Genomic DNA, 21452 nt, shown 5'->3' on the forward strand with positions numbered 1-21452 from the left:
CGTGACCGCGAGCCCTGTCGTTATATCTGCTTTCCCTGAATCCGATACGCATTCAAAATCGCAAGGAGCGCCACGCCGACATCGGCAAAGACCGCTTCCCAGAGCGTAGCCATGCCGCCGGCGCCCAGGGCCATAACGGCTATTTTGACGCCCATTGCGAGCGAAATGTTTTGATACACGACGGATTTGGTGATCTTTCCAATCTTCACCGCCGAGGCAATGCGCGACGGCTGGTCGTTCTGGATCACGATGTCGGCCGTTTCGATGGTCGCGTCCGAGCCTAGTGCGCCCATGGCGATCCCCGCGTCCGCGAGCGCGATCACGGGTGCGTCGTTCACGCCGTCGCCCACGAACGCAATATGCTTGCCCTCGTCTTTCAGTTTTTGCACAATGGCGACCTTTTCTTCCGGCAGCAGGCCGCCGTAACTTTGCGCAATGCCCAGCTCCCGCGCGACTTTTTTTACCACGGCCTCCTTGTCGCCCGAAAGCATGATCGTCGTGATGCCTAGCTTATTCAATTCCGAAATAGCCGTTGCTGCGTCCTCTTTCACGGCGTCGGCGATCACAAAATGGCCGGCGTATGCCCCGTCGATGGCTACAACGACCATTGTTTCGACTATTTCTTTAAGTGCTTCCGGGTAAGTAACTGCATATTTATCAAGCAGTTTTGTGTTTCCGGCAAGTATTGCCCTGCCATTCACCGTGCCTTTCAACCCGTGCCCGGCGATTTCTTCGGCGTTTGCCGGTTTGTCCAGCGTCGAATTCCCCGCATATTCGACGACAGCCTTCGCGACGGGGTGGGTCGAGTAGCTTTCCAGCGAAGCCGCCAGTTGCACCAACTCGCGCTGATCGCCGACCGCTTCCACTTTTTGGACCTGAAAGACACCCTTCGTGAGCGTACCGGTTTTATCGGAAACCACGGTGTCGATTTTAGTGATAATGTCGAGAAAATTAGCTCCTTTCACCAGGATACCGTTTCGCGAAGCCAATCCGATGCCTCCGAAATAGCCGAGCGGGATCGAGATCGTGAGCGCGCAGGGGCAGGCGATCACGAGAAAAACCATGCCGCGGTAGAGCCACTGATCGAAATCGTAGGGGTTCACAAAAAGCGCCGGTACCAAAATGATCAGCAATGCCAGCAGGAAAACGGCCGGTGTGTAAATGCGTGCGAGGCGACTGATCAGCAATTGGGTAGGGGCTTTGCGGGCGCTCGCTTCCTGCACCATGTCCAGTATGCGCGACAGTTTCGAATCCCTGAAAAGCGCATTCACTTTCACTTCCACCGACTTTTCAATGGCGATCATCCCCGCTAGTACATTTTGTCCCTGCCCGATGACCTGCGGCTTTGGCTCGCCGGTGAGTGCGGCTGTATTGAAAATGCCTGATTCCGAATGCATTGTACCGTCGAGCGCCACCTTTTCTCCCGCTTTGACGAGGATCGTTTCGCCGATCTGCACAGTGTCGGGTGTTACCTGCTGCGGTTTGTCGTCTCGCAGGACCGTCACTGTGTCGGGCCGGATGTCGAGCAATGCTTTGATGGACCGTTTCGAGCGGCTTACGGCAATGTCCTGAAAAAGCTCCCCGATTTCGTAGAAAATCATCACCGCCACGCCCTCGCTGAATTCACCGATGTAGAATGCACCGAAAGTCGCGATCGTCATTAGGGTAAATTCATTGAAAAAATCGCCCCTCGCAGCCTTCCGGAATGCCAGCGCCACCGTTTTATTCCCGGCCAGGACATAGGCAGCGAGCATCATGACGATCTCGGCGGGACGTGGGATTTTGATGTTGAAAATATACGTAACAACGAGAAATACAGCCAGTATTGCGAGGCTGAGCCACATCATCCAGCGGCTTTTTAATATGCTTGCGTCGGCATTGCCGTGGCTGTGATCGCCGTGGTCGTGATCATGGTCATGGTCGTGATCATCGGTGTGTGCGTGCGGATGCCCGTTGTGCGCGTGGGGCTTGTCATGCGCGCAGCATTCATCGTGGTGTTGATGGGTGGAGGCTTTTTCGTCGGGTTTCATAATCCAATCATTCAGAATGCGTAATCATCGATTGCCGGGTACTTGTTCAGAACCACCGTTCAATCATTACAAAGGTAGGTTACAAAGCCATGCAACAGGGTTACAGGTGCTGAAAATCAGCTAATTGCAATATTGTTGCGTGTGGTTTTGATTAGGAGTCAGATGCTTAACTTGTGCGAACAAAGGTGATCGTGGCGCCGCTCACGTCGACATTCCGGAAATATCCCACGCGAATCAACTGCCACGTCGACGGCAAGGACGGTCAAATTGCCCTGGATCAGCTCAGAACGATCGATAAAGTGCGGTTGACGAGAAAAATCGGCCGGGTCGACGGCGCAACGGCCCAGGAGGTACTTAGCGTTCTCCGAAAACTCTTCGCCTGATTTACCGGATCATCCCGCCAATCAATTCTCCCAATTTCCTCAAACCCGCATCAATCAAGGCGTTGTACGGTGCCCCGAAGCTGATGCGGATGTAATTGGAGAAGCGGGCGTCGGTGCTGAAAATCTGGCCCGGTGCGATGCTGATGCTTTCCTGGATGGCCGTTTCGAAGAGTTCGAATGCATTGACGCCGGCGTTGAGCTCGATCCACAGGACATAACCGCCTTGCGGGCGTACCACGCGCGTGTCCGCAGGGAAGTAGTCGGATATCGCCTGCACGTAGCGAAGGCATTGTGTATGCAAAGATTTTCGTAAATGCCTCATATGCAGGTCGTAGCGGCCTGTTTCGAAGAAGTTGGCGACGGCGGCATGTGTGGGCGTAGCGGAGGAAACAGTATGGGTGATCTTCGTACTCAGCACTTTATCCTTGAATTTTCCCGGAAAGCACCAACCCACGCGGTAGCCTGGCGCGAGCGTTTTCGACACGGAGCCGCAGAGCATCACCAGGCCGTTTTTATCATAACTTTTACAGGTGCCCGGCCGGGTCTTGCCGAAATACATTTCCCCGTAAATATCGTCTTCGATCAGGGGGATTTGCCGCTCCGCCAGCATTTCGACGAGCTGCTTTTTACGGTAGTCAGGCATAAGGGCACCGGTAGGGTTCGAAAAGTTGGGCACAAAAAGAACAGCCCTCACCGGCACGGTTTCCAGGGCCTTTTCCAGGTATTCGAGGTCCGCGCCTTCGTCGGGATGGCAGGGGATTTCCAGGATTTTGAGGCCCAGGCTTTTCATAATATTGAAGATCCCGAAATAGATCGGGTTTTCGATCGCGACGGTATCGCCGGGCTCGGTGACGGCTTTCAGGCAGAAAATGAGCGCTTCCATGCAGCCCTGCGTCGTCACCACATCGTCCTCGCTCACATTCCCTTTCCAGTTGAAGGCATATTTCGCGATCTGTTGCCGCAATGCCCGGTTACCCTGCACTTCCTCGTATTGCGTGCAGCTGTGCGGACTTTTACGCAGCGCCTCGATCATCGCCTTGTTGAGTTTCGCTTCGGGAATGAGTTCGGAAGAAGGCGCCGCCACCGACAGCCGGACAATCCGCTCGTGCGTCATCGTTTTATACACCGTCCGGATCATGTCGTCGACATTCGCCTTCTGTATCAGCGGCCCCTGCGCGTGCGCGAGCAGCCTTTCCGGCGCATTTAGGGGAGAAAAACGCACAAAATAGCCCGATTTGGGCCGGGCTTCGATAATTCCCTTGTTTTCCAGCTCCACATAAGCCTTGAATGCCGTACTGAGACTAATGCCTTGTTCCTTGCTCAACGCGCGGAGCGAAATCAATTTATCACCTGCTTTCAATGTCCCCTTTTCGATCTGCGCCATCAGCCTGTCGGCGATTTGGGCATAAAGGAAATCTTCGCGGACGTGGTCTTCGGCTATCATTTTTATTATTTCAATCTGTTATGCTCAAAATTAACAAAACTGAATCTGTTTTATTAAATTAGAGGGAGAGAATTTTGTGGCGTTAAATGTAAAAGGCTATGAAAAGCAATCTGACGGCATACATCGCATTGATCCTCGTCTGTTTTTTTTGGGGAACGACATACCTCGCAGCGCGCATCGGCGTGGCGGGTTTTCCGGCGTTGTTCTTTATGGGGTTTCGCAATGTGGCCGCCGGGGCGCTGCTGCTGGCATTTCTGGCTTTGAAAAACCGGTCGTTTCCGTGGACATGGGCCGATATTCGCCTGCAACTCGTGCCCGGCTGGTGCATGATCACATTCGGGACGGGGCTTGTCGGTTGGTGTGTGCAGTACATTCCGAGCGGTCTGGCGGCGTTGCTGTACGCGACGGTTCCGTTATTTACCATTGTGGTTAACCTGCTGGCGCGGAAGGAGGAGCGTATTAACGGCCACATCGCGGGCGGTATGCTGCTCGGCCTGGCCGGGGTAATGCTCGTTTTTCGGGATAATATCAGTTACCTGGCCGATAGTAAGTCTTTGATGGGTATTTGCGTCACGCTTGCCTCGTGCGTGTCGTGGTGCCTGGGCGGGCTGTATACCAAAAGCTACCCGGGCAGAACAGATTCGTTTTTCAACGCGGCGATCCAGATGATGGCTGGTGGTGCGGGGCTTTTTGTGCTCAGCGCGCTCAACGACGACTGGACCGACCTGCCCGCTTTACAAATGCAGTCGCTGCTGGCGCTGCTTTACCTGATATTTTTTGGTTCTATTCTCGCTTATGCCTCGTATCTTTTCGCCATGTCCAGGTTACCCGCGGGGTTGGTGTCAATTTATGCGTACATCAATCCCCTGGTAGCGCTGGTGCTCGGTTTCCTTATATTAGATGAAAAAATTACCTGGCTGACCGTCCTGGCGTTCACCGTTACGATCAGCGGGGTTTTTCTCGTCAACCGCGGGTATCAGCTGCAAAAAAGAAAGCACGAATTAACATCGTAATACCATGATCAACAGCACATTTGTGACATTATATAGCCGCGACATCAAAAGGCTCCGGGGCGAAATTGAACAATACCCCTACGAGGAAGCATTGTGGCTGCCGCTTCCCGGTACGATCAATCCCGGCGGCAATCTGTGCCAGCACCTGATCGGCAACCTGCGCACGTATATATGCCTCACGCTCGGCGGGCACGCCTATTCCCGCGACCGCGACGCCGAATTTAGTCAGCGTACCCATTCCCGGGCGCAAATGCTCGCCGAGCTGGATACGCTCCGCGACATGGTGATCACGACGATCGAGTCGCTGGACGAGCAGAAGATGGCTGAGGAATACCCCCGGAACGTGCTGGATATGTTCCCGGAACAAACTGTACACCTGATACTTACCCATTTGCTGGCACATTTGTCGTGGCACCTCGGGCATATCAACTACCACCGTCGCTGGGTGACCGCATTACCCTCAGCAAAACCATAAATTAACATGCATTTAACGGAACAAACGGCGCGATCCTTTGCCGGCCAATGGATCGCTGCCTGGAACAGCCATGACCTCGCGGCTATTATGGAGCTTTATGCTGCTGACATTCAATTCTTTTCGCCCTACATTATCAAGTTGGGAATGAATGCGGAAGGCGTCATTTCCGACAAGCAGGAACTGGAAATCTATTTCAAAAAAGCGCTCGACACATATCAGGACCTGCATTTCGTACTGTTTGAGACGCTTGCGGGCGCGGGTTCGCTCATTTTATATTACCAAAGCGTCAACGACCGGATTGCCGCCGAGATGATGGAGCTGGACGAATCGGGACGGATCTGTTTGGTAAAAGCGCATTATAATCTTTAAGTTATGTTTGAATTGTTTGAAAATGAATTGAATAGCCTGGACGACATTCTAGACCAGGTTAAAAATGACAGCCTCGGTTTTCTTGAAAAGATCCATGAAAAACCGACGTCCATCGCGGACCAATCCGTAGCGCTGCCTGGTTTGAATGCGGTCGGCATAGGCGCGTTGGCCAGTCTGGATTATTTTAAACAGCATTATGAAAAATTGATGGTCGCCAGCGGCGGGCCGCGCTATTGGGGATTCGTCACCGGCGGTGCCACTCCGGCCGCGATTGCAGGCGACTGGCTCACAGCGGTTTACGACCAGAATACGCAAAGCGTGCAAGGCGAGGGCGATGTGTCCGCAATCCTCGAACAGCAGACGATCAGGCTTTTATGCGAGCTCCTGCATCTGCCGGAGGATTTCCAGGGTGGTTTCGTGACGGGAGCGACGATGTCGAACTTTACAGGATTGGCGGTAGCCAGGCAATGGGCCGGGGAGCAATCGGGCAGGGACATTTCGCGCGAAGGCGTGGGCGGGCAAATGGTAGTCATGGCCGCTACGCCGCATTCTTCGGTGGTGAAATCGTTGTCTATGCTCGGTATCGGCAGCAGCAATGTCATTCGCATAGCGGCATTGGAAGGCCGCGAAGCAATGGATCTTGCCGATTTCGAGCGGCAATTGAAAGCCTGTGCGGGCCGGCCGGTAATCGTAAATTGCAGCGCAGGGACGGTTAACACGGTTGATTTCGACGACATCAAGGCCATCGTCGCATTGAAAAAACGGTACAATTTCTGGCTGCATATCGACGCCGCATTTGGCGGTTTCGCGGCTTGTTCGCCTTCGTACCGGCATTTGCTGGAAGGCTGGGAGCAGGCCGACAGCATTACCATCGATTGCCATAAATGGATGAATGTACCCTACGACAGCGCTGTTTCGCTCGTTCGGAAATCGCATAGCCGGCTGCAAATCAGTACATTTCAAAACTCCAATGCGCCGTATCTCGGCGATCCGCTGGACAATTTCTCCTATCTCAATTTCCTTCCCGAAAATTCTCGTCGTTTCCGGGCATTGCCGGCGTGGTTCAGCCTGACGGCCTACGGGCGCAACGGTTTCGAATGGATCGTGCAGAATGGCATTGAGCGGGCGCAGGAATTTGGAGATTATATTGAAACAAGCGAACATTTCGAGCTGCTGGCGCCGGTGCGACTGAATGTCGTATGCTTCCGGCTGAAATCAGGCGTCGAAAGAATGCCGGAATTTTTGAAAAAAATGAATCGTCGCGGAAAAATTTTCATGACGCCAACTTTGCTATCGGGACACTCGGCAATGCGTGCTGCGTTTGTCAATTATCGAACGGGAAATCAGGATATTTTGGTCGCCATTCGTGAGATGGAGGAAGCGCTGCAAGGGTTGTGAAATTCGTTGATAAAGCTGTACATTGACCACCGTTACAGCCTTATCACCATTACACATGCTTCGTTTTTTTTTCCTGGCAGCCCTCTTGCTCACGTGCTTGTCGACGATGCAATGCAGTCCGGGCGTCACGGTGCTGAACATCCGTGAGCTACCCAACTACGACAGCCGTTCGGCCGATCATATCCTGTTCCTGAACTTCCGTATTACGGGTAAGGCAGGCGGTCGCGAGCGCGTGGAGCTGGCTGGCACGAACCTGGGTGTCGGCCGGATGAAGAACATTTATCATCCGGTCAATTTTCCGGTGCGGATCAAGGCCATACCGCGTTATGGAGACGTTGGCCTGGAAGAGGAAATGACCTTCGAGCACCCGCTTTACCGGTCTGCGGAGGTGAGCGACGAGTCGGGGCATATCGACCGGAAGGAGGTGGAGGCGAAAGAAGGATCGTTGCAGGTACGCATGCCAGTGCGTCCGGGACTCAACGCTTTGGAGCTTTTTAGTGTCACTCCGGAAAAGGGTACTGTGAAAATCTACACCCTTCATTTCGACCAACCATGAAAATACTCTTTACCACACTATTCGCCATTTGCCTGTCCGCAGCTGCATTCGCGCAAACCTACCAGGTGGATACCTTGTACAAAAACGGGCCGCTGGACAACCGCATCAATGTCGTGATCCTTGGCGACGGTTTTACCCAAATCGAACTTCCGAAATTTGCGGAGGAAGCCAGGAAGTTCGCCGATTTCTTCCTCGGGTACGAGCCTTATGTGCATTACCGCAATTATTTCAACTTCTTCGCCATCCGCACGCCGTCCGCCGAAAGCGGGGTGACAAATCCAGGCACGGCTCCGGACGCTTATAAGGATCAGCCTGTTAATTCGAAGAACACTTTTTTTGGTGCATCGTTTGGAACATCGATCCACCGGTTGGTAACGATTAGCAAGTACAGTGTGCTCAACAACTTAATGGCGAACCAATTTCCGATGTATGACCTGATTATTGTTCTCGTGAACACGCCATTTTACGGTGGTTCCGGCGGGCAGATTGCGGTACATACCTTGCACACGCAGGCGAATACCATTGGTGTGCACGAAATCGGGCATACTTTCTCCCATTTAAACGATGAATACTGGGCCGGATCAGGTTATGGCTGGGAGGCGGCAAACATGACTTTGGAAAAAAATCCCGCGCTCGTTCGTTGGAGAGGCTGGCTTAATGTGTTTGGCATAGGCATTTACCAGCATGGCAATACCGGCGAAGCCGCACTTTGGCACAAACCGGCCAATGGTACCTGCCTGATGGAATATCTCAATCAGCAATTTTGTGCTGTTTGCACCGAAGCGACGACTGAAACGCTTTTGAAACAAATCAATCCCGTGGAAAGCGTGCAACCGGCTGCCGGATCTGTCGTCACCGTCAATTCGGCGCAAACATTCAGGCTGGGCTTGCTGGCGCCGAATCCGAATACGTTGCAGGTGAAATGGACGATCAATGACGAGCCCGTCGCGGGGAAGGGAAGCGAGCTCACGCTCACGCCCGACCAGGCTCCCGACGGCGCATTACTTGTTGCCAGCGTTTTTGATTCGACACGACTGAGCCGTTACGATGACGCCCGAACCGAGCGGACGCGGCGCTTCGAATGGCAACTGAAATCCAGCACGCCGAATGTATTCCGGGCAAGCGCTTCGAAAGATACCATCTGCGCAGGTGAGGAAGTTACGTTGGCGGCCTTTGGCTGTCAGGGGGCATTGACGTGGTCGGCGGGCGGCAGCGGTAAGACCATTCAGGTCAAGCCCGGGCAATCGGCCACGTATTCGGCCACCTGTAAAGTGGAAGGTACCCCGGCACAGACCGTGGAATTGCCCATTCACGTATTTCCATTGCCGAACGCCACCGCGGCCAACGGGGGGCCTTACACCGTTGGCGGCACGATCGAACTGACTGCCACGGGCGGCACGAGCTATTCGTGGAGCGGCCCGCGGGCATTCGTGTCCACGCTCTCGCATGCATCCGTGCAAGACGCTGCACTGTCTAATGCGGGCGTCTACGAGGTGACGGTTACAGATGTAAACGGCTGTTCGAAAAAAGCGCAGACGGAAGTGAAAGTAGACCCCATTCTTTCCATTCCCGCTAATCCGGAGCAATGGGTAACCGTTTCGCCCAACCCGGCGCGTGATGTGATCAAAGTCCAAACTGCATTGACCGGCAGATCCGCATTCACATTGTTCAACCAGGCCGGGCGCAAAATGCTGTCAAAGACTTTTGAATCCCGAACGGATATTCCCGTGAAATTCCCTTCGGGCGTGTATGTGTACCGCTTCACGAATGGCTTGCGCGAGCGCACAGGGAAGGTGGTGGTGGAGTGAGGTCAACGCATCCATGGAATACGAAAAAAGGTCTCCTGCGGGAGACCTTTTCTTTATATCAGTGCCGATTTGGGCTTGCGGCCTACCTTCGTACGGTTGCGTATCTTATCGGGGCGGGGTCGGATTTCTTTATCCTGGAAATACAGCTTTAAGGATTCGATGATAATGTCTTTTTGCGTCAGGCCTTCCCAGTAACCGTAATCCTTCATATTTTCCATCAGCACAAAATCACAATCGAAGGTAACCTTGGTAGGGGCGCCGTCCACGACTTCGGCGGGTGCCGGGGTGATCTCCACTGCGGGCTCTTCCTGTACTTCGGGTAGTGGTAGTGGCGCAAAATCAAACTTTCTCTCCTTAGCCATACGTGTCAGTTATTTATTCGTTCCAGTATTTCTTTTGTTAACTTATAATAGTCTTCTGCTCCGTTGCTGGTGGGTGCGTAATCAAAGATCGTCGTTCCGTTGGCCTGCGCTTCCGATAATGCAATGTTATCGCGGATGTACGCTTCCATGAAAACTTCGCCCAGCTGCTCCCGGGTCGCCGTGATCAGTTCGTGGCTGATCTTCTTCCGGATCTTCGGATTGTACCGCGTCGCGAACACGCCACCGAGGTTGGTGCTGGGGCTGATCTTTTTGATCTCCGCAGAATACACCAGGAAGTTCCGCAAACCCTCGTAGCTTAAAAACTCTGCCTGCAACGGTACATAGTACTGGTGGCAGGAAACCAATGCCAGCCTCGTGTTTCCGTAAAGGGCAGGAGGGCAGTCGATGATCACGAAGTCGTAACGGTCCTTCACTTTTTCCAATGCAATTTTCAGGTTGAAAGGAAAAACGGGCGCCGACTTGATCGTATCTTCCCGGTGGATCATTTCGGCCGATCCGGGCAAAACATCAATGTCTCCAACACGCTTGACGATCTCATCAAATTCGTATTCGCCGGTGATGAACGAGCCGCTGTCTTTTTTCAGACCGGCATGCTGGATGCCGAAACTCTTGGTAAGACTCGCCTGCGCATCCAGATCAATAACCAACACTCGTGCATTGGCAAATTTGCTGAGACCGGCAGCAATACTCTGGGCAGATGTAGTCTTTCCCACACCACCTTTGTTGTTGACAATACTGATGATTTTCATTTAAAAGTATTATAAGTATAAAAAGTTAATAGTTTATTTCACGTCTGGTACGTAAATAAACGTAAAATATTTTTAACCCTAATCCTTATAAATAGAAAGTCGAAAAAGTTTTTGTCGTGGTAAATGTATCAATCATTTTAAATGAATAAAAAGTATTAAAAGAATTTTTTTATAAATATTTTACAATGCGTTGATATTGAGAATGCTGTAAAAATGACATCCCCCTGAGCCAAGGCGGAGAGCAATTGATCACGTGATTGGATTTGCCTTCCAGCTTTGCGCAGGGGGAGAACGGAAGCCTCTAAAAACCGTTAAACCGCCGGATTCGGCGCGCCGGCAGGGGATACTGCGGCCAGTTTTGCCGCTACATACTTATGAATGCGGTACATCAGGAGCGCCGTCACGATCACCGCGGCGACAACCACATCGCCGAGCAGCGGGTAGTTTTCGATGAACCCCGTGCTCGTTTCCGACACAATGAAGCCGGCCAGCAATGCAGCAAGTCCGCCCGCAATCTGCTGGATCGAGGAGTTGATCCCCATGTAAGCGCCGCGGTCGGGGGCGTCGGGAACGGCGGTCATCAGCGCCGAAGCGGAGATCATCCGGCCGGTGATACCGACGAAAAGCAGGACGTTCAAACCGATGATAATCCAGAGCGGCGTTACGCTGAGGTTGCAATAAATGAGGGTCATCACGCAGGTGATCGTGGACCCGAAAAGGAACACTTTGTACTTACCGATCTTGTCGCTCAGCTTGCCGATCATCGGGCTGAACACAAGCATCGAAATGCCCGTCACCATGTACAATGTCGGCAGCGAAGCTTCGGCGATGCCGAGGTTGTGTACCCCGAAAGCCGTACCGAACGGCATCAGCATAAAGCCGCCGGTAGCGAGCAATGCCGTCGCCGCAAAGCCTTGGAGATAGTCGGGGCGGGAGAGGGTTTTGCCCAGATGCTGGAATGCATTCCCGCGCTGCTGCATTTTCAAATGCGCATTGATCGGTTTCATTTTCGTCACGATCAGTAAACCGATAATCAGGCCCAGCCCGACGATCATCAGGAACGGCGCGTGCCAGTTGAACTTATTGGCCAGGTAAAGACCGATGGGAATGCCGAGCACCTGGCTGCTCGCGAATGCCATTTGAACGAAGCCCATCACCCGGCCGCGAACGTCGATCGCAAACAAATCGGTGATAATCGCAAAGCTGATCGATCCGATTACGCCCCCGAAAATGCCGGTGAAAATGCGTGCGGCGAGCAGCAAATGGTACGTCGGTGCGAGCCCGCAAAAGAGCGTGCCCAGCAGAAAGCCAACATAGAAGAAAAGCAGCAGTTTTTTTCGGTCGAATTTGTCGGCAAAACCGGCGGTAAGCAGGCCGGAAGCACCTGCGCTGAATGCGTAGGCGGATACGACGAGGCCGAACTGGCTGGTGGTGATCGAAAGCTTGTCGAGCAGGATGTAGCCCAATGGCGAAAGCACCATAAAATCGAGTACAACTGTAAACTGCAAGGTGGCAAGAAGTGCTATGATAAACTTTTCATAGCTGGTAAAAGTGGGTTTGGTTTCGGACATGGGGTTTGGATTTGTAAATTTTCAGTCTGTTAATTCTTCGCATGCATAGCCGGCGCGCCTGACCAGCTCGATCACGGGCCCGCAATGTGCGTGTGTGGCTTCAATCCGCAGCACTCTGTCGATATCCGCCAGGTCCACGTTCCATTTGAGGATTTCGGGACAGTGATCCAGCGTGACACCAATCGATTTGACTTGTCTAGGGGTGTTGATGTTGGTCTTGAAAACCAGCACAAACGCATCGGTGAGTTTATCGTCGTTCATGGCAAACAAATTTGGATGCGGACCGGTTTCAGCTTTTGCTAAGGTTTCAAGGCTTTCAACACCAATCCGAGTGTCAGGTTGATTTTCTCTTCGTCGAAAACAAACGGCGGGCGGCCAGGCATACTCTTGCCCGCGATGTGGAACTTGACGAGCTGATAAAGCGGCGCGAAGGCAATCGACCAGTATATTTCTACCGGCAATGGCATAATTTCCTTCCGGTCGATCGCATTATGGACAAACCGCTGCATGGCCTGCAAAAACCGCGTATCAACGTTCGAACGCTCCACCAGTGGCGAATGCTTCACCTGCTCCATGAATGTCATGCTGTACGGATTTTCGAGGCAATAGTTCATGCGATTGATCCACTGCCGTTTCAAGCCTTCATCAAAATGCGCGTCGGGATCGAAATTCCGCAATGTCGCCTCCGTCATTTTGCGTGATTCATCGGTAAAAACTTGCTGGATGAGGTCTTCCCGGTCCTTGAAATAAATGTAAATCGTGGCCACGGACACACCAGCCGCTTTTGCGAGTTTGTGCATGCTTAACCCGTCGAAACCGTGGTTTACAATCAGTTCAATGGCTTTTTCACGGATCAAGGCCTCCTTGTTAGCGTCTCTCAGTCTCAATGTAACAGTTCATTTATCATATTACAAATATAAATGAACGTTCGTTTATTTATATTTTTGAGTGTGTTAATTCTTGAAATTCACGGGTTAATAGTTCACGATTTGTCTCAAATGATGCTCCATATGTTCCACATAATCGTCGACGTACCATTTCAGCGTGTGTGGCTGGCCATCACGTCCCAGGCCGTTCCGGGTCAGGTTCTCCGGTGCGATCGCTTTGGCGATGGCGGCCAGGTGGAGGTTATAATGCTTCCACGTAGCTACCAGTTGTTCGGCAGGGATGTCGTTATGCCGGCTCAGCCCGACCCAGTCGTTTTGGTTATAGAAGATTACGGGCTCTTGTTCGGACTGTATCCTGATGAACCGCTGATGGTTGTTCGCCGCGCTGTCGATGAGGTGGCCAAGAATCTCTTTCTTGCTCCATTTTCCGGGCGCAGGCCTGCTTTCAAATTCCGAGGCCGGGATGGTTTCGATCAGCGCAGGAATGTGTTGGCACAGCCATGTTAATCGGTCGATTGCGGTAGTGATATCCATAATTCAGGAGTGATTGGAAATGATGAAATTCTCGATTACTTTTTTGTTATAACCTTTGTACCCGCCCTGGAAATCCCTGCCTGCAACGGCCACAAAATCGGCCATGCGCTGCGAATTGAGCTGTTCCAGAAGCATTTGATAGTCACCATCATATTTAATAAAATAACCTGAATAAACCGTTACGTCGGGGTTTTCGTACAAAATGAAGTTGGGCTCCCGGTTGATCGGCGAAAAGATGATCTTCCTGCCAAACGCATTGTCCAGTCCCTGCGCCCGCCCGAATGCGTACCAAGCCACTGCATTAGGCTTTCCGTTATCACGACGATCCAGTTCTGATTTTACTTTAAGCAGGTAGGAATATGTTTGCGGGAATTCTTTTTTCAGGGTTTCTTCGGGGATAATGCGCTGTTTGTCAGACTCGTCTTTTTGGTAGGGAAATAAGATATATTCAGTGACCGCATCACTGGCGTTTTTAAGTTTAGAGCCTTTGATGACGGGTTTCAGCAAATCTTTTTCGAGATGTGTGAAAAAGCCGTTTTTGTTCTTGGCATACACCACACCATTTTTCTCGCTGATGATACTGAACAGATAGCAGCCGTCGGCCAGCGTCGTCAAACCGACGGAGATTTTACAAATGTCACCCAGCCGCTGGCCTTCCTGCGCTGCGCGCGCTTGAATGGAGAGCTGCCACGGAATATCTTTTTGTAATTCCGAATGCGGAATATCGCGACCTTCGTATTCGAAACGGTTGTTCATGCATTGTTCGAAGCGGAAAACATCGGCGTGCTGCCCGCCGAATATCGTAATTGCAGGATACGTCGAAGCCGCGCCAAATACCGCTATGTCACGGTAATTGGTGATATGCTTTAAATTCTGATTCTTATAAAAATACTTTCGCAACGGCCCGCCGGACTCTGATACGAGATAGGAGTTAGGCGTAATCATCCCGCACAAGCCCCCGTCTGCGAGAAGTTTGGTCGTAAGTTGAAAAAATGCAATAAATGCATCGGTGGACCCTGTGCTGCAAAACGAGTAATGCTTCTGAATATATTTGCGCTGTGTTTCAGGCAAATGCTGAATGCGGATATAAGGCGGATTCCCCACGATCAGATCGAAGCGCTCGCGGGATCGCCATTGCTTCAATGCGTCGCATTTGCGTAAATTCCAGTTGACCGAAATACCGAGTGGGGCAACCAGCGCGTCGAGGTTTTCGCGGCATTGCTGCAATGCTTTTTGATCGATATCCCATCCATGCAATTGTTGCAATTTGTCGGCAATTTGGTCTGGGGGAGTATTTCGAATGATAAATTCCGCCATCGGAACGAGAAAGCGCCCGTCACCGCAAGCGGGGTCGAGGATACGTTTTTCATTTAAACCGGCCTCGTAAAAGCCGCAATGCCGTAGTATTTTCTCGACGATGTGAAGTGGTGTATAAACCTGGCCCAGCAATTTCTTGCGCGCATACGTGCGTGTTTGTGAAGCCATTGAATCAGAAATCGGTGCCTTTCGCTTGTTGAAGATGATGGTCAAAAATCGGAGGGCGAAGTTACGGTAATGTTACGAACAAAACATACTCATTTCAATTCGCACAAACGGAATCCCTTTATCCTGCGGAGCGAATTAGTTACTACCGGCGGGGCAATGTCGGAAAAAAGCACTTCATAGGTAGTTTCGTGGAATGTAAATGCGCTGCCGTCGGCCCTGGTGCGCCTGGTGCCGGCGCGGAAGAGCTGACCTAGTTCGCCGTTTTCCAATGCATGCTTGTCGATGAAGCCGATCAAGGAGGCAATGGTACCGTCGCTTTCGGATTGGTGAAAGGAAATGCAGAAGTAATGCGAGGTTTTCGAGCCGGGCTTGTGCAGCTGGGAAGAAGGGATGTTCAAAACGTAGTCGCGGGCGAGGATGCCCGAGCGGCGTTTCATGGATTTGATGTCGACGGCAAAGTCTTCGGTATCGGAACGGATGAGGAAGTCTTGCCCCCAGTCCTGACCATCGGTCGCGCCGAATGAGCGGGCGGGGCGGGGAAGGTGGTAGCAGTCGGCAAAGACGACCTCACCGAGCGAACCCGTGAAGCGCATCATGCGCGTCTGCACCAGGCGCTCTTCGTTTTTATCCCAAATGTTCGAAATGTGGTGATGCTTTATCGAATGGTCGACGAGTTGGCGGGCAAAAAGCTTCTGCTCGTCGCTGACGGAGATTTGAATGTACGTGCCGTTATTCAGAACAATTTGCTCCATGCAAACCTGATGGCTAGCAGAGTGAGTACAAAACCGATTAAAATGACCGAAAATGGAACGTAAGTGAATGCTACTAAGTGGATTCTATCGAAAAACCACATGACGCCGATGAGCGCGGCAATTAAGGTAAGAAATCCTGAAATTTTCCCAAAACCGGGAATCAATGAGAAAGGGATCTTGCTTTTGATCAACATCAGCGTCACAGCCATCGAGACGACGGGCAAATACTGCAAAACGATGTCGGCTTTCCAGATGCTCTGGCGTTCGAAGAGAAAGAGGTAAATGTTGAGGGTAACCGCGAAGATGCCCGGAATGCAAACCGCATAGACGAGGATCGCATAAATAACCGACCAGAATTTAATATCCCGGCTCCCGTCCGCCGCCATGCCCACCACCCAAGCCGTAAACGGCAATATCAAAAAGTAAACTACGGCCGGCCACGGATTGGCTGAAACGGAGTCGAAGAATTGTTGTAATGTCATTTCTAGTTAGGGAGAAAAAGGGAGGGAGGGGGATGGAGGAAGGAGGAAGGGGAGACGCATATCGTCGTCCCTTTCCTCCGTTCTTCCCCTCCAATTAAAGCCCAAGTAAAAACCCGATCGTAAAATTAGCGTCCCAGTCGAAGACGAACTGTTGGCAGCCGGTGGCGTCGGTTACTGCTTTATAAATGTTAACTCCGGCTTTGGACTTGGCATTGGTCAGTTTGGAGTAGGCCAGCGGCGCGCTCAATGTGGTGTAACGCTCCTTGCCTTTGCGCACTTCTTTCGCCATTTCGAAAGGTACGCCACCGATGATGAAGCAGGTGTTGCGGAGCTCGGCCGGCACTTGTTTGGCCTTGGCGCTCACTTCCTGGTATACTTTGCTATCGTCGGTGCCGTCCTGGAAATACTTCGCTCCATAAGATTCCAGGGCGGAGATTTTGCCGCCTTTGATCCATGAAATCTTCGTGTTGCCCGAGCCGATATCCACGACAAACGCTTTGTCGGTGTACTCGGTCGGTAGGACAGATTTCAATGCCAGCTGGCCTTCCTGCTCGGCGGTTACCTGGTTCACCACATATCCCAGCGACTTCAATACACGGGTAATTTTAGTTGTAACTTCCGCTTTCGCCGCGCCTGAGCTCACCACGAAATGGATGTCTTTGCTCCCCACGCCGTAATCCAGCATGGTACCGATATACTTTTTCAGGCCGATGCGCACGTCCTCGTCGGTCGCCATATTTTCCGTCACAAGGCTGTTGCCGAACTCCGATTTTTCAAGTTTCCAGCGTTTTTCCTGGTCTACGGTAATGATGAAGGAGTTGAAACCGCTGGCACCAAGCTCGACGACGCCTTTCAGCTTCCCGTCCACAGGCGCGGGTGACGTATAGGTGAATGCGCCCGCCCCCGCGGTGGTCGCTTCGCTGTCTGTCGACGTGCCCGGATCGGACGCCGTGCTTTCGGCTTCGCCGGTGGTGGCTTCTGTCTGCGGACTTTGTGCCTGGTCTTCGGCCATCTGGTTCAGGGCTTTTTGTCCGCCGAAGTATTTGTATCCAACGAATATAGCCCCTAAAATCAGCGCGGTGATGATCAACCGGCCGGCAACTGTTAGTCTTTTCATGTAGTTATGATGTGTAAAATGAAAAATAGTACGCGAATAAATGAAGAATTATCAATCGAGTAAGCCCTTGTAGCTCGAATCTTTCGGGGTATCGATCGGGCGGGTAGCGCTCTGCGGCGCATCAAGCTGGATGAGCTTGAACTGGCCCGAATTGTAGGCTTCGAGCATGGCCTGGCCTTTGTCGGAAAGCAGCCCGTTCTGTACGTCCACACCGTTGATAAAGTCCAGCGAAAGGTCCATCGCACGTTTCATTTCACCCAGTTTCTGGCTCATATCGTCCTGAATGTACTCCATTGACTCATCGAAATAGAACTTCTTGTCGGGGTTACCCTTGAAAATGCTGATCGCCGTGCGCAATGCATTGGAGCTTTCCTTTACAATTCTATATTCTGCCTCTTTGAGTTTAACTTTTATTTCGGTCTCTTTAATAATGTAATCCGCACTCTTGTTTACTTTTTCCATGAATTCCAGCACGGTTTTCATGTTGCGCTGCAAGGGCAGGAGTTTTTCGTTCATTTCCTGTAAACCGGCCCCTTCGATCGTCGCCAGAGAAGCGGTTTCCTTCATTCCCGGACGGTCGAGCATCGTACTTGCCTTGTTGGCTTCGGCGAATTTCTGCTTGATGCGCTCGTTGTTTTCGTTGATATTCTTGTTGAGCTTCACCAGCTGTCCTGCGAGCGTGTTGATCTGCCCCTGCATTTTCTCGCGCTTTTCTTTCAGGTCGTCGATGTAGATCTTCATGATCGCGATCGGATCGAGCTTGATGATGAGGCCGGTAATGCTCCGCATCAGCGATTTGAAAAGGAAGAACGCTGCGGTACGTACGTCTTTGCTCGTAAGCAGGAAGATGACCACGGCCAGCACGGCCATCAAAAAGCCGAGGTACAGGGTATTTTGCGTCACTTCTATCAGGAAAGCCGCGATTTTGTTCCAGAAATAGAGGACCACCGCTGCCGCGCCTCCCATGAAAAGGAGTGAGGTAATGCCTTCCGGTCGGCTCCAATAGGACCTTTTGGAGTTGTCCTCCTGCGGGCCGCCGATCTGGGTGAAATCTGGTGTTGCCATTTGTGATCTAGTTGTCAGGTTTATTGAAGATATTGATTGATTTTCGCAAGATCGGCTTTGATCTGATCCACGAAACTGAGGTACGTCACCTCGAAGCTATCCTTATTTGCATTGATTTTGGCCGTTTGCTCCGAAACTTCGCCGGAAATCTGCCCCAAACGGTTCTTGTTGTCGTCGATTTTCTTTTGTAAGTCGATGATTTGCTGCGCATAAGCCGCATTCGCATCTTCGAGTTTTTTGTGCTCGTCCTGCAAAGCGCCCACACGGTCTTTCACGGCTTTCTCGACGTCTTTCAGAAATGCGTCCCGGTCTTTACCCAATATTCCCAGGTATTGATCAGCAGAAGTTTTCAGAATGTCGGTATTCTTTGCCCCGCCCATGGCCTTGAAGCTCGCCCAGGCAGCCTGAAACTGCTTCTCTTCCCCCAGTCCAAGCCCGTCCATACTTTGGAGTGCCTGTTTGTATTCGAAATAATCGGGGCCGGGTAAATTGGCCTTTTCCAGCAGGTTGACAAAATGCTCCACGAATTTGCGGTCTACCTGGCCTGTTCCCGCCGCATTGGTGACGGTAGCAGGCATTGGCTGGGAAGGAGCGGGGGGGGCGGATGGCTTTGGGGCCGGTTGCGCAGTTCCCGTAGCCGTGGCCGCGTTACCCGGCTGTCCGGCTGCCGGTTCCTCGGCGTCCTTGATGAAGAAGCTGAGTATCTTTTTACCGATACCCGGTTCAGAGTCTGCCATAAGTGTATAAAGTGTTAAGGTTCATTGTGCTTGTCGGATCAATATTACTAAAAATCGAAGGATTTCATAGGGGGCGATAGTTACCAATGGTAGCCTGCATGGATGAAGCCGCCGAAATTTTGGATGGAATTTCGGGTTATCCTTGAAAGCCGGTCGTTTTTTGCGCATGTTTGCCAAAAAACTAGGTCCTTATGCTCAAATTAGGTTTTAATAGTGCAATCCTGGCCGATTTCAGCTTCGAACACGTCGTTCAATTTGCTGGAAATAACGGCTTTTCATGTGTGGAAATGATGTGCTGGCCAGCCGATAACGCCGACAGCCGCCGGTATGCGGGCGTGACCCACATCGATGTCAATAACCTGACCGACCCGAAGGTATCGGCCATCAGACATACCCTGAAAGAGGCGGGCGTTTTCATCTCCGCGCTGGGCTATTACCCCAACCCCCTCGATCCGGACCCGAACCGTTCCGAGTATTATATAGAACATATCAAACAAGTGATACGCGGCGCGGCGAAGCTGGATATTCCCGTTGTGACTACATTCATCGGCCGCGATCCGTCCAAAAGCATCAAGGATAACCTCGCCCGTTTCGCCGACGTGTGGCCGGCGATCGTGAAGGTAGCGGAGGAAAACAATGTGAAAATCGGTATCGAAAACTGCCCGATGTTCTTCACGGACGACGAATGGCCGGGCGGCAAGAACCTGGCCATTAGCCCGGCGGTATGGGACCGGATGTTCGAAATCATCCCTGATCCGCTCTTCGGCCTCAATTACGATCCGTCGCACATGATCTGGCAAATGATGGATGAAACCTTGCCGATTTATAATTATAAATCACGCTTGCACCATGTTCATTTGAAAGATGCGAAAGTTTACAAAAATAAACTTAACAATGTCGGCATTCTGGCTAACCCATTAGAGTACCATTCGCCTAAATTGCCCGGGCTGGGTGACGTCAATTGGCGCGGTTTCTTCGCCGCATTAACGGACGTGCGCTATCGCGGGCCCGTCGTGATAGAAGTGGAGGATAAGGCGTACGAGGCCAACATCACCGATGTAAAGAGCGCGATTCTTACAAGCAGAAATTACGTGAGCCAGTTCTTTGGGTAATTTATATTTGTAAACAGTATTTATTTTTCTAAAAACCGAAGCAAAGGTGCGATAAACCTCCCGAAGTCCTCGATGTGGGGCAGGTGGCCGATGTTGTCCAGCGCAACCAGCTCGCTGTTCGCGATCTTTGCTTTGGTTTGCTTACCGAGTTCGGGATAATTTCCGAGCGTTTTTCGCACATGCTCAGGCGCCAGGTTCTTGCCCACGGCACTGCGGTCGCGTTGGCCGATAATGAGCAGCGTAGGGGCCTTTATCTGCCCGAATTCGTAGCATACGGGTTGTGTGTAGATCATGTCGTACGTGAGCGCGCTGTTCCAGGCCACCCGCGGGTAATCCTTCCCGAGCGTCCAGCCGGCCAGCAGGTTGACCCATTTCGTATACTGATCTTTCCATTTGCCGTCGTAATAGCTGTTCAGCTGGTAGTTTTTGATGGAATTGAAATCGCTTTTCAGCTCGCTCATATACCATTTATCGACCGATTGGAAAGGCACTTTCACCTTGTAATCTTCGAGGCCGATCGGGTTTTCGAGAATAAATTTATCCACCGTCTCCGGGTACATCAATGCGAACCGCGTGGCCACCATTCCACCCATGGAATGCCCGAGGATCGCCGTTTTGGTAACCCCCAGCTTATCCAGCACCTTTTTGGTATTCGCCGCCAGGTCGTGGAAAGAATACTGATAATGCAGGGGCTTCGTGGATTTCCCGAACCCGACCTGGTCGGGGATGATGACGCGGAAACCCTTTTCCGAAAGCGCCCTGGCCGTTTCTTCCCAGTACGCGCCGTTGAAATTTTTGCCGTGCAGCAGCACAATGTTCTTCCCGTTCGCACGCGCGGGGCGCACGTCCATGTACGCCATGCGCAGCTTCTCTCCCTGCGATTCGAATTCGAGGTAGTCCACCGGAAAAGGGTAGGTGTACGCTTCCAGGTTCATATCCAGCGGCCGCAGCGAGTCGTTTTGCGCGTGTGAGGCGGTGAGCGAAAGCAGGAGCAGGCCAATGCCCAATGTCAGTTTTTTCATCGTTTTGGAGCTAGTAAAAAGAAAAGAGGATAACGTCGCCGCTATCCTCTCTTGCATTGAAAAATATGTACCAGCAGGTC

At 51.9% G+C, this 21452-nt stretch carries 23 protein-coding genes; 8 read left to right on the forward strand and 15 right to left on the reverse strand.

All coding sequences use genetic code 11. The features are described from left to right. Positions 1-20: 20 nt before the first annotated feature. Positions 21-2030: a heavy metal translocating P-type ATPase gene (locus H144_RS0117190; protein WP_026350769.1), complete on the reverse strand. Its 2010-nt coding sequence runs from the start codon at positions 2028-2030 to the stop codon at positions 21-23. A 173-nt stretch (positions 2031-2203) separates the two neighbouring features. Between H144_RS0117190 and H144_RS32075 the strand changes: the two genes are divergently transcribed. Further along, complete coding sequence (locus H144_RS32075; protein ID WP_157504798.1) at positions 2204-2413, forward strand: type II toxin-antitoxin system PemK/MazF family toxin; 210 nt, start codon at positions 2204-2206, stop codon at positions 2411-2413. 1 nt (position 2414) lies between these two features. Here the strand turns inward: H144_RS32075 and H144_RS0117200 are convergent, their stop codons facing one another. Next, the gene (locus tag H144_RS0117200; RefSeq protein WP_019943335.1) at positions 2415-3857 is read right to left on the reverse strand and encodes an aminotransferase-like domain-containing protein; all 1443 of its coding nucleotides are present in this window, start codon (positions 3855-3857) and stop codon (positions 2415-2417) included. A 98-nt stretch (positions 3858-3955) separates the two neighbouring features. On the opposite strand from H144_RS0117200, the gene H144_RS0117205 reads away from it, so the two are divergent. Genes H144_RS0117205 through H144_RS0117230 form a run of 6 tightly spaced genes read left to right on the forward strand, consistent with a single transcriptional unit; the run spans position 3956 to position 9476 of the window. Beyond that, a complete protein-coding gene (locus H144_RS0117205) occupies positions 3956-4870 on the forward strand; it encodes a DMT family transporter (protein WP_019943336.1) in 915 nt (304 codons plus the stop codon). Between the two features lie 4 nt (positions 4871-4874). After that, positions 4875-5345: a DUF1572 family protein gene (locus H144_RS0117210; RefSeq protein WP_019943337.1), complete on the forward strand. Its 471-nt coding sequence runs from the start codon at positions 4875-4877 to the stop codon at positions 5343-5345. Between the two features lie 6 nt (positions 5346-5351). Further along, positions 5352-5714, forward strand: a complete 363-nt coding sequence (locus H144_RS0117215; RefSeq protein WP_019943338.1) for a nuclear transport factor 2 family protein — start codon at positions 5352-5354, stop codon at positions 5712-5714. Positions 5715-5717: 3 nt separating this feature from the next. Further along, entirely contained in the window at positions 5718-7112 is a 1395-nt protein-coding gene (locus tag H144_RS0117220) for a pyridoxal phosphate-dependent decarboxylase family protein (protein WP_019943339.1), read from the forward strand. 55 nt (positions 7113-7167) lie between these two features. Beyond that, positions 7168-7668: a hypothetical protein gene (locus H144_RS0117225; protein WP_019943340.1), complete on the forward strand. Its 501-nt coding sequence runs from the start codon at positions 7168-7170 to the stop codon at positions 7666-7668. Beyond that, a complete protein-coding gene (locus tag H144_RS0117230) occupies positions 7665-9476 on the forward strand; it encodes a M64 family metallopeptidase (protein WP_019943341.1) in 1812 nt (603 codons plus the stop codon). The genes H144_RS0117225 and H144_RS0117230 overlap by 4 nt, the downstream gene beginning before the upstream one ends. A gap of 53 nt (positions 9477-9529) precedes the next feature. Here H144_RS0117230 and H144_RS34350 read toward each other — a convergent pair whose 3' ends face one another. The 12 genes from H144_RS34350 to H144_RS0117290 all read right to left on the reverse strand — a co-directional run bounded on the left by H144_RS34350 (position 9530) and on the right by H144_RS0117290 (position 19238). Next, positions 9530-9838 carry a hypothetical protein gene (locus H144_RS34350; protein WP_157504801.1) on the reverse strand — a complete coding sequence of 103 codons (309 nt, stop codon included), beginning with the start codon at positions 9836-9838 and terminating at the stop codon, positions 9530-9532. A gap of 5 nt (positions 9839-9843) precedes the next feature. Further along, positions 9844-10608, reverse strand: coding sequence for a ParA family protein (locus tag H144_RS0117240; protein WP_019943343.1), 765 nt, complete (start codon positions 10606-10608; stop codon positions 9844-9846). A gap of 311 nt (positions 10609-10919) precedes the next feature. Then, entirely contained in the window at positions 10920-12179 is a 1260-nt protein-coding gene (locus H144_RS0117245) for an MFS transporter (protein ID WP_019943344.1), read from the reverse strand. Between the two features lie 21 nt (positions 12180-12200). Continuing rightward, a complete protein-coding gene (locus tag H144_RS0117250; protein WP_019943345.1) occupies positions 12201-12440 on the reverse strand; it encodes a hypothetical protein in 240 nt (79 codons plus the stop codon). A gap of 38 nt (positions 12441-12478) precedes the next feature. Then, the gene (locus tag H144_RS0117255) at positions 12479-13066 is read right to left on the reverse strand and encodes a TetR/AcrR family transcriptional regulator (RefSeq protein WP_026350770.1); all 588 of its coding nucleotides are present in this window, start codon (positions 13064-13066) and stop codon (positions 12479-12481) included. Between the two features lie 87 nt (positions 13067-13153). Further along, positions 13154-13600 (reverse strand): DinB family protein, encoded by a 447-nt coding sequence (locus H144_RS0117260; RefSeq protein WP_019943347.1) that lies wholly within the window; start codon positions 13598-13600, stop codon positions 13154-13156. Positions 13601-13603: 3 nt separating this feature from the next. Next, positions 13604-15085 (reverse strand): HsdM family class I SAM-dependent methyltransferase, encoded by a 1482-nt coding sequence (locus H144_RS0117265; protein ID WP_019943348.1) that lies wholly within the window; start codon positions 15083-15085, stop codon positions 13604-13606. Positions 15086-15174: 89 nt separating this feature from the next. Further along, complete coding sequence (locus H144_RS0117270) at positions 15175-15837, reverse strand: hypothetical protein (protein WP_019943349.1); 663 nt, start codon at positions 15835-15837, stop codon at positions 15175-15177. Then, entirely contained in the window at positions 15819-16319 is a 501-nt protein-coding gene (locus tag H144_RS0117275) for a hypothetical protein (protein WP_019943350.1), read from the reverse strand. Before H144_RS0117275 ends, H144_RS0117270 begins: the two co-directional genes overlap by 19 nt. Before the next feature lie 94 nt (positions 16320-16413). Further along, positions 16414-17436 carry a Ppx/GppA phosphatase family protein gene (locus tag H144_RS0117280; RefSeq protein WP_019943351.1) on the reverse strand — a complete coding sequence of 341 codons (1023 nt, stop codon included), beginning with the start codon at positions 17434-17436 and terminating at the stop codon, positions 16414-16416. A 51-nt stretch (positions 17437-17487) separates the two neighbouring features. Then, positions 17488-18501 carry a hypothetical protein gene (locus H144_RS0117285; protein ID WP_019943352.1) on the reverse strand — a complete coding sequence of 338 codons (1014 nt, stop codon included), beginning with the start codon at positions 18499-18501 and terminating at the stop codon, positions 17488-17490. Between the two features lie 20 nt (positions 18502-18521). Further along, a complete protein-coding gene (locus H144_RS0117290; protein ID WP_019943353.1) occupies positions 18522-19238 on the reverse strand; it encodes a hypothetical protein in 717 nt (238 codons plus the stop codon). A gap of 191 nt (positions 19239-19429) precedes the next feature. Here H144_RS0117290 and H144_RS0117295 point away from each other — a divergent pair, with 191 nt between their 5' ends. Beyond that, positions 19430-20350 carry a sugar phosphate isomerase/epimerase family protein gene (locus H144_RS0117295; protein ID WP_019943354.1) on the forward strand — a complete coding sequence of 307 codons (921 nt, stop codon included), beginning with the start codon at positions 19430-19432 and terminating at the stop codon, positions 20348-20350. 20 nt (positions 20351-20370) lie between these two features. On the opposite strand, the gene H144_RS0117300 is transcribed toward H144_RS0117295, so the two are convergent. Then, entirely contained in the window at positions 20371-21372 is a 1002-nt protein-coding gene (locus tag H144_RS0117300; protein WP_019943355.1) for an alpha/beta fold hydrolase, read from the reverse strand. Between the last annotated feature and the right edge of the window lie 80 nt (positions 21373-21452).

Source organism: Dyadobacter beijingensis DSM 21582, from assembly GCF_000382205.1.
Lineage (GTDB): Bacteria > Bacteroidota > Bacteroidia > Cytophagales > Spirosomataceae > Dyadobacter > Dyadobacter beijingensis.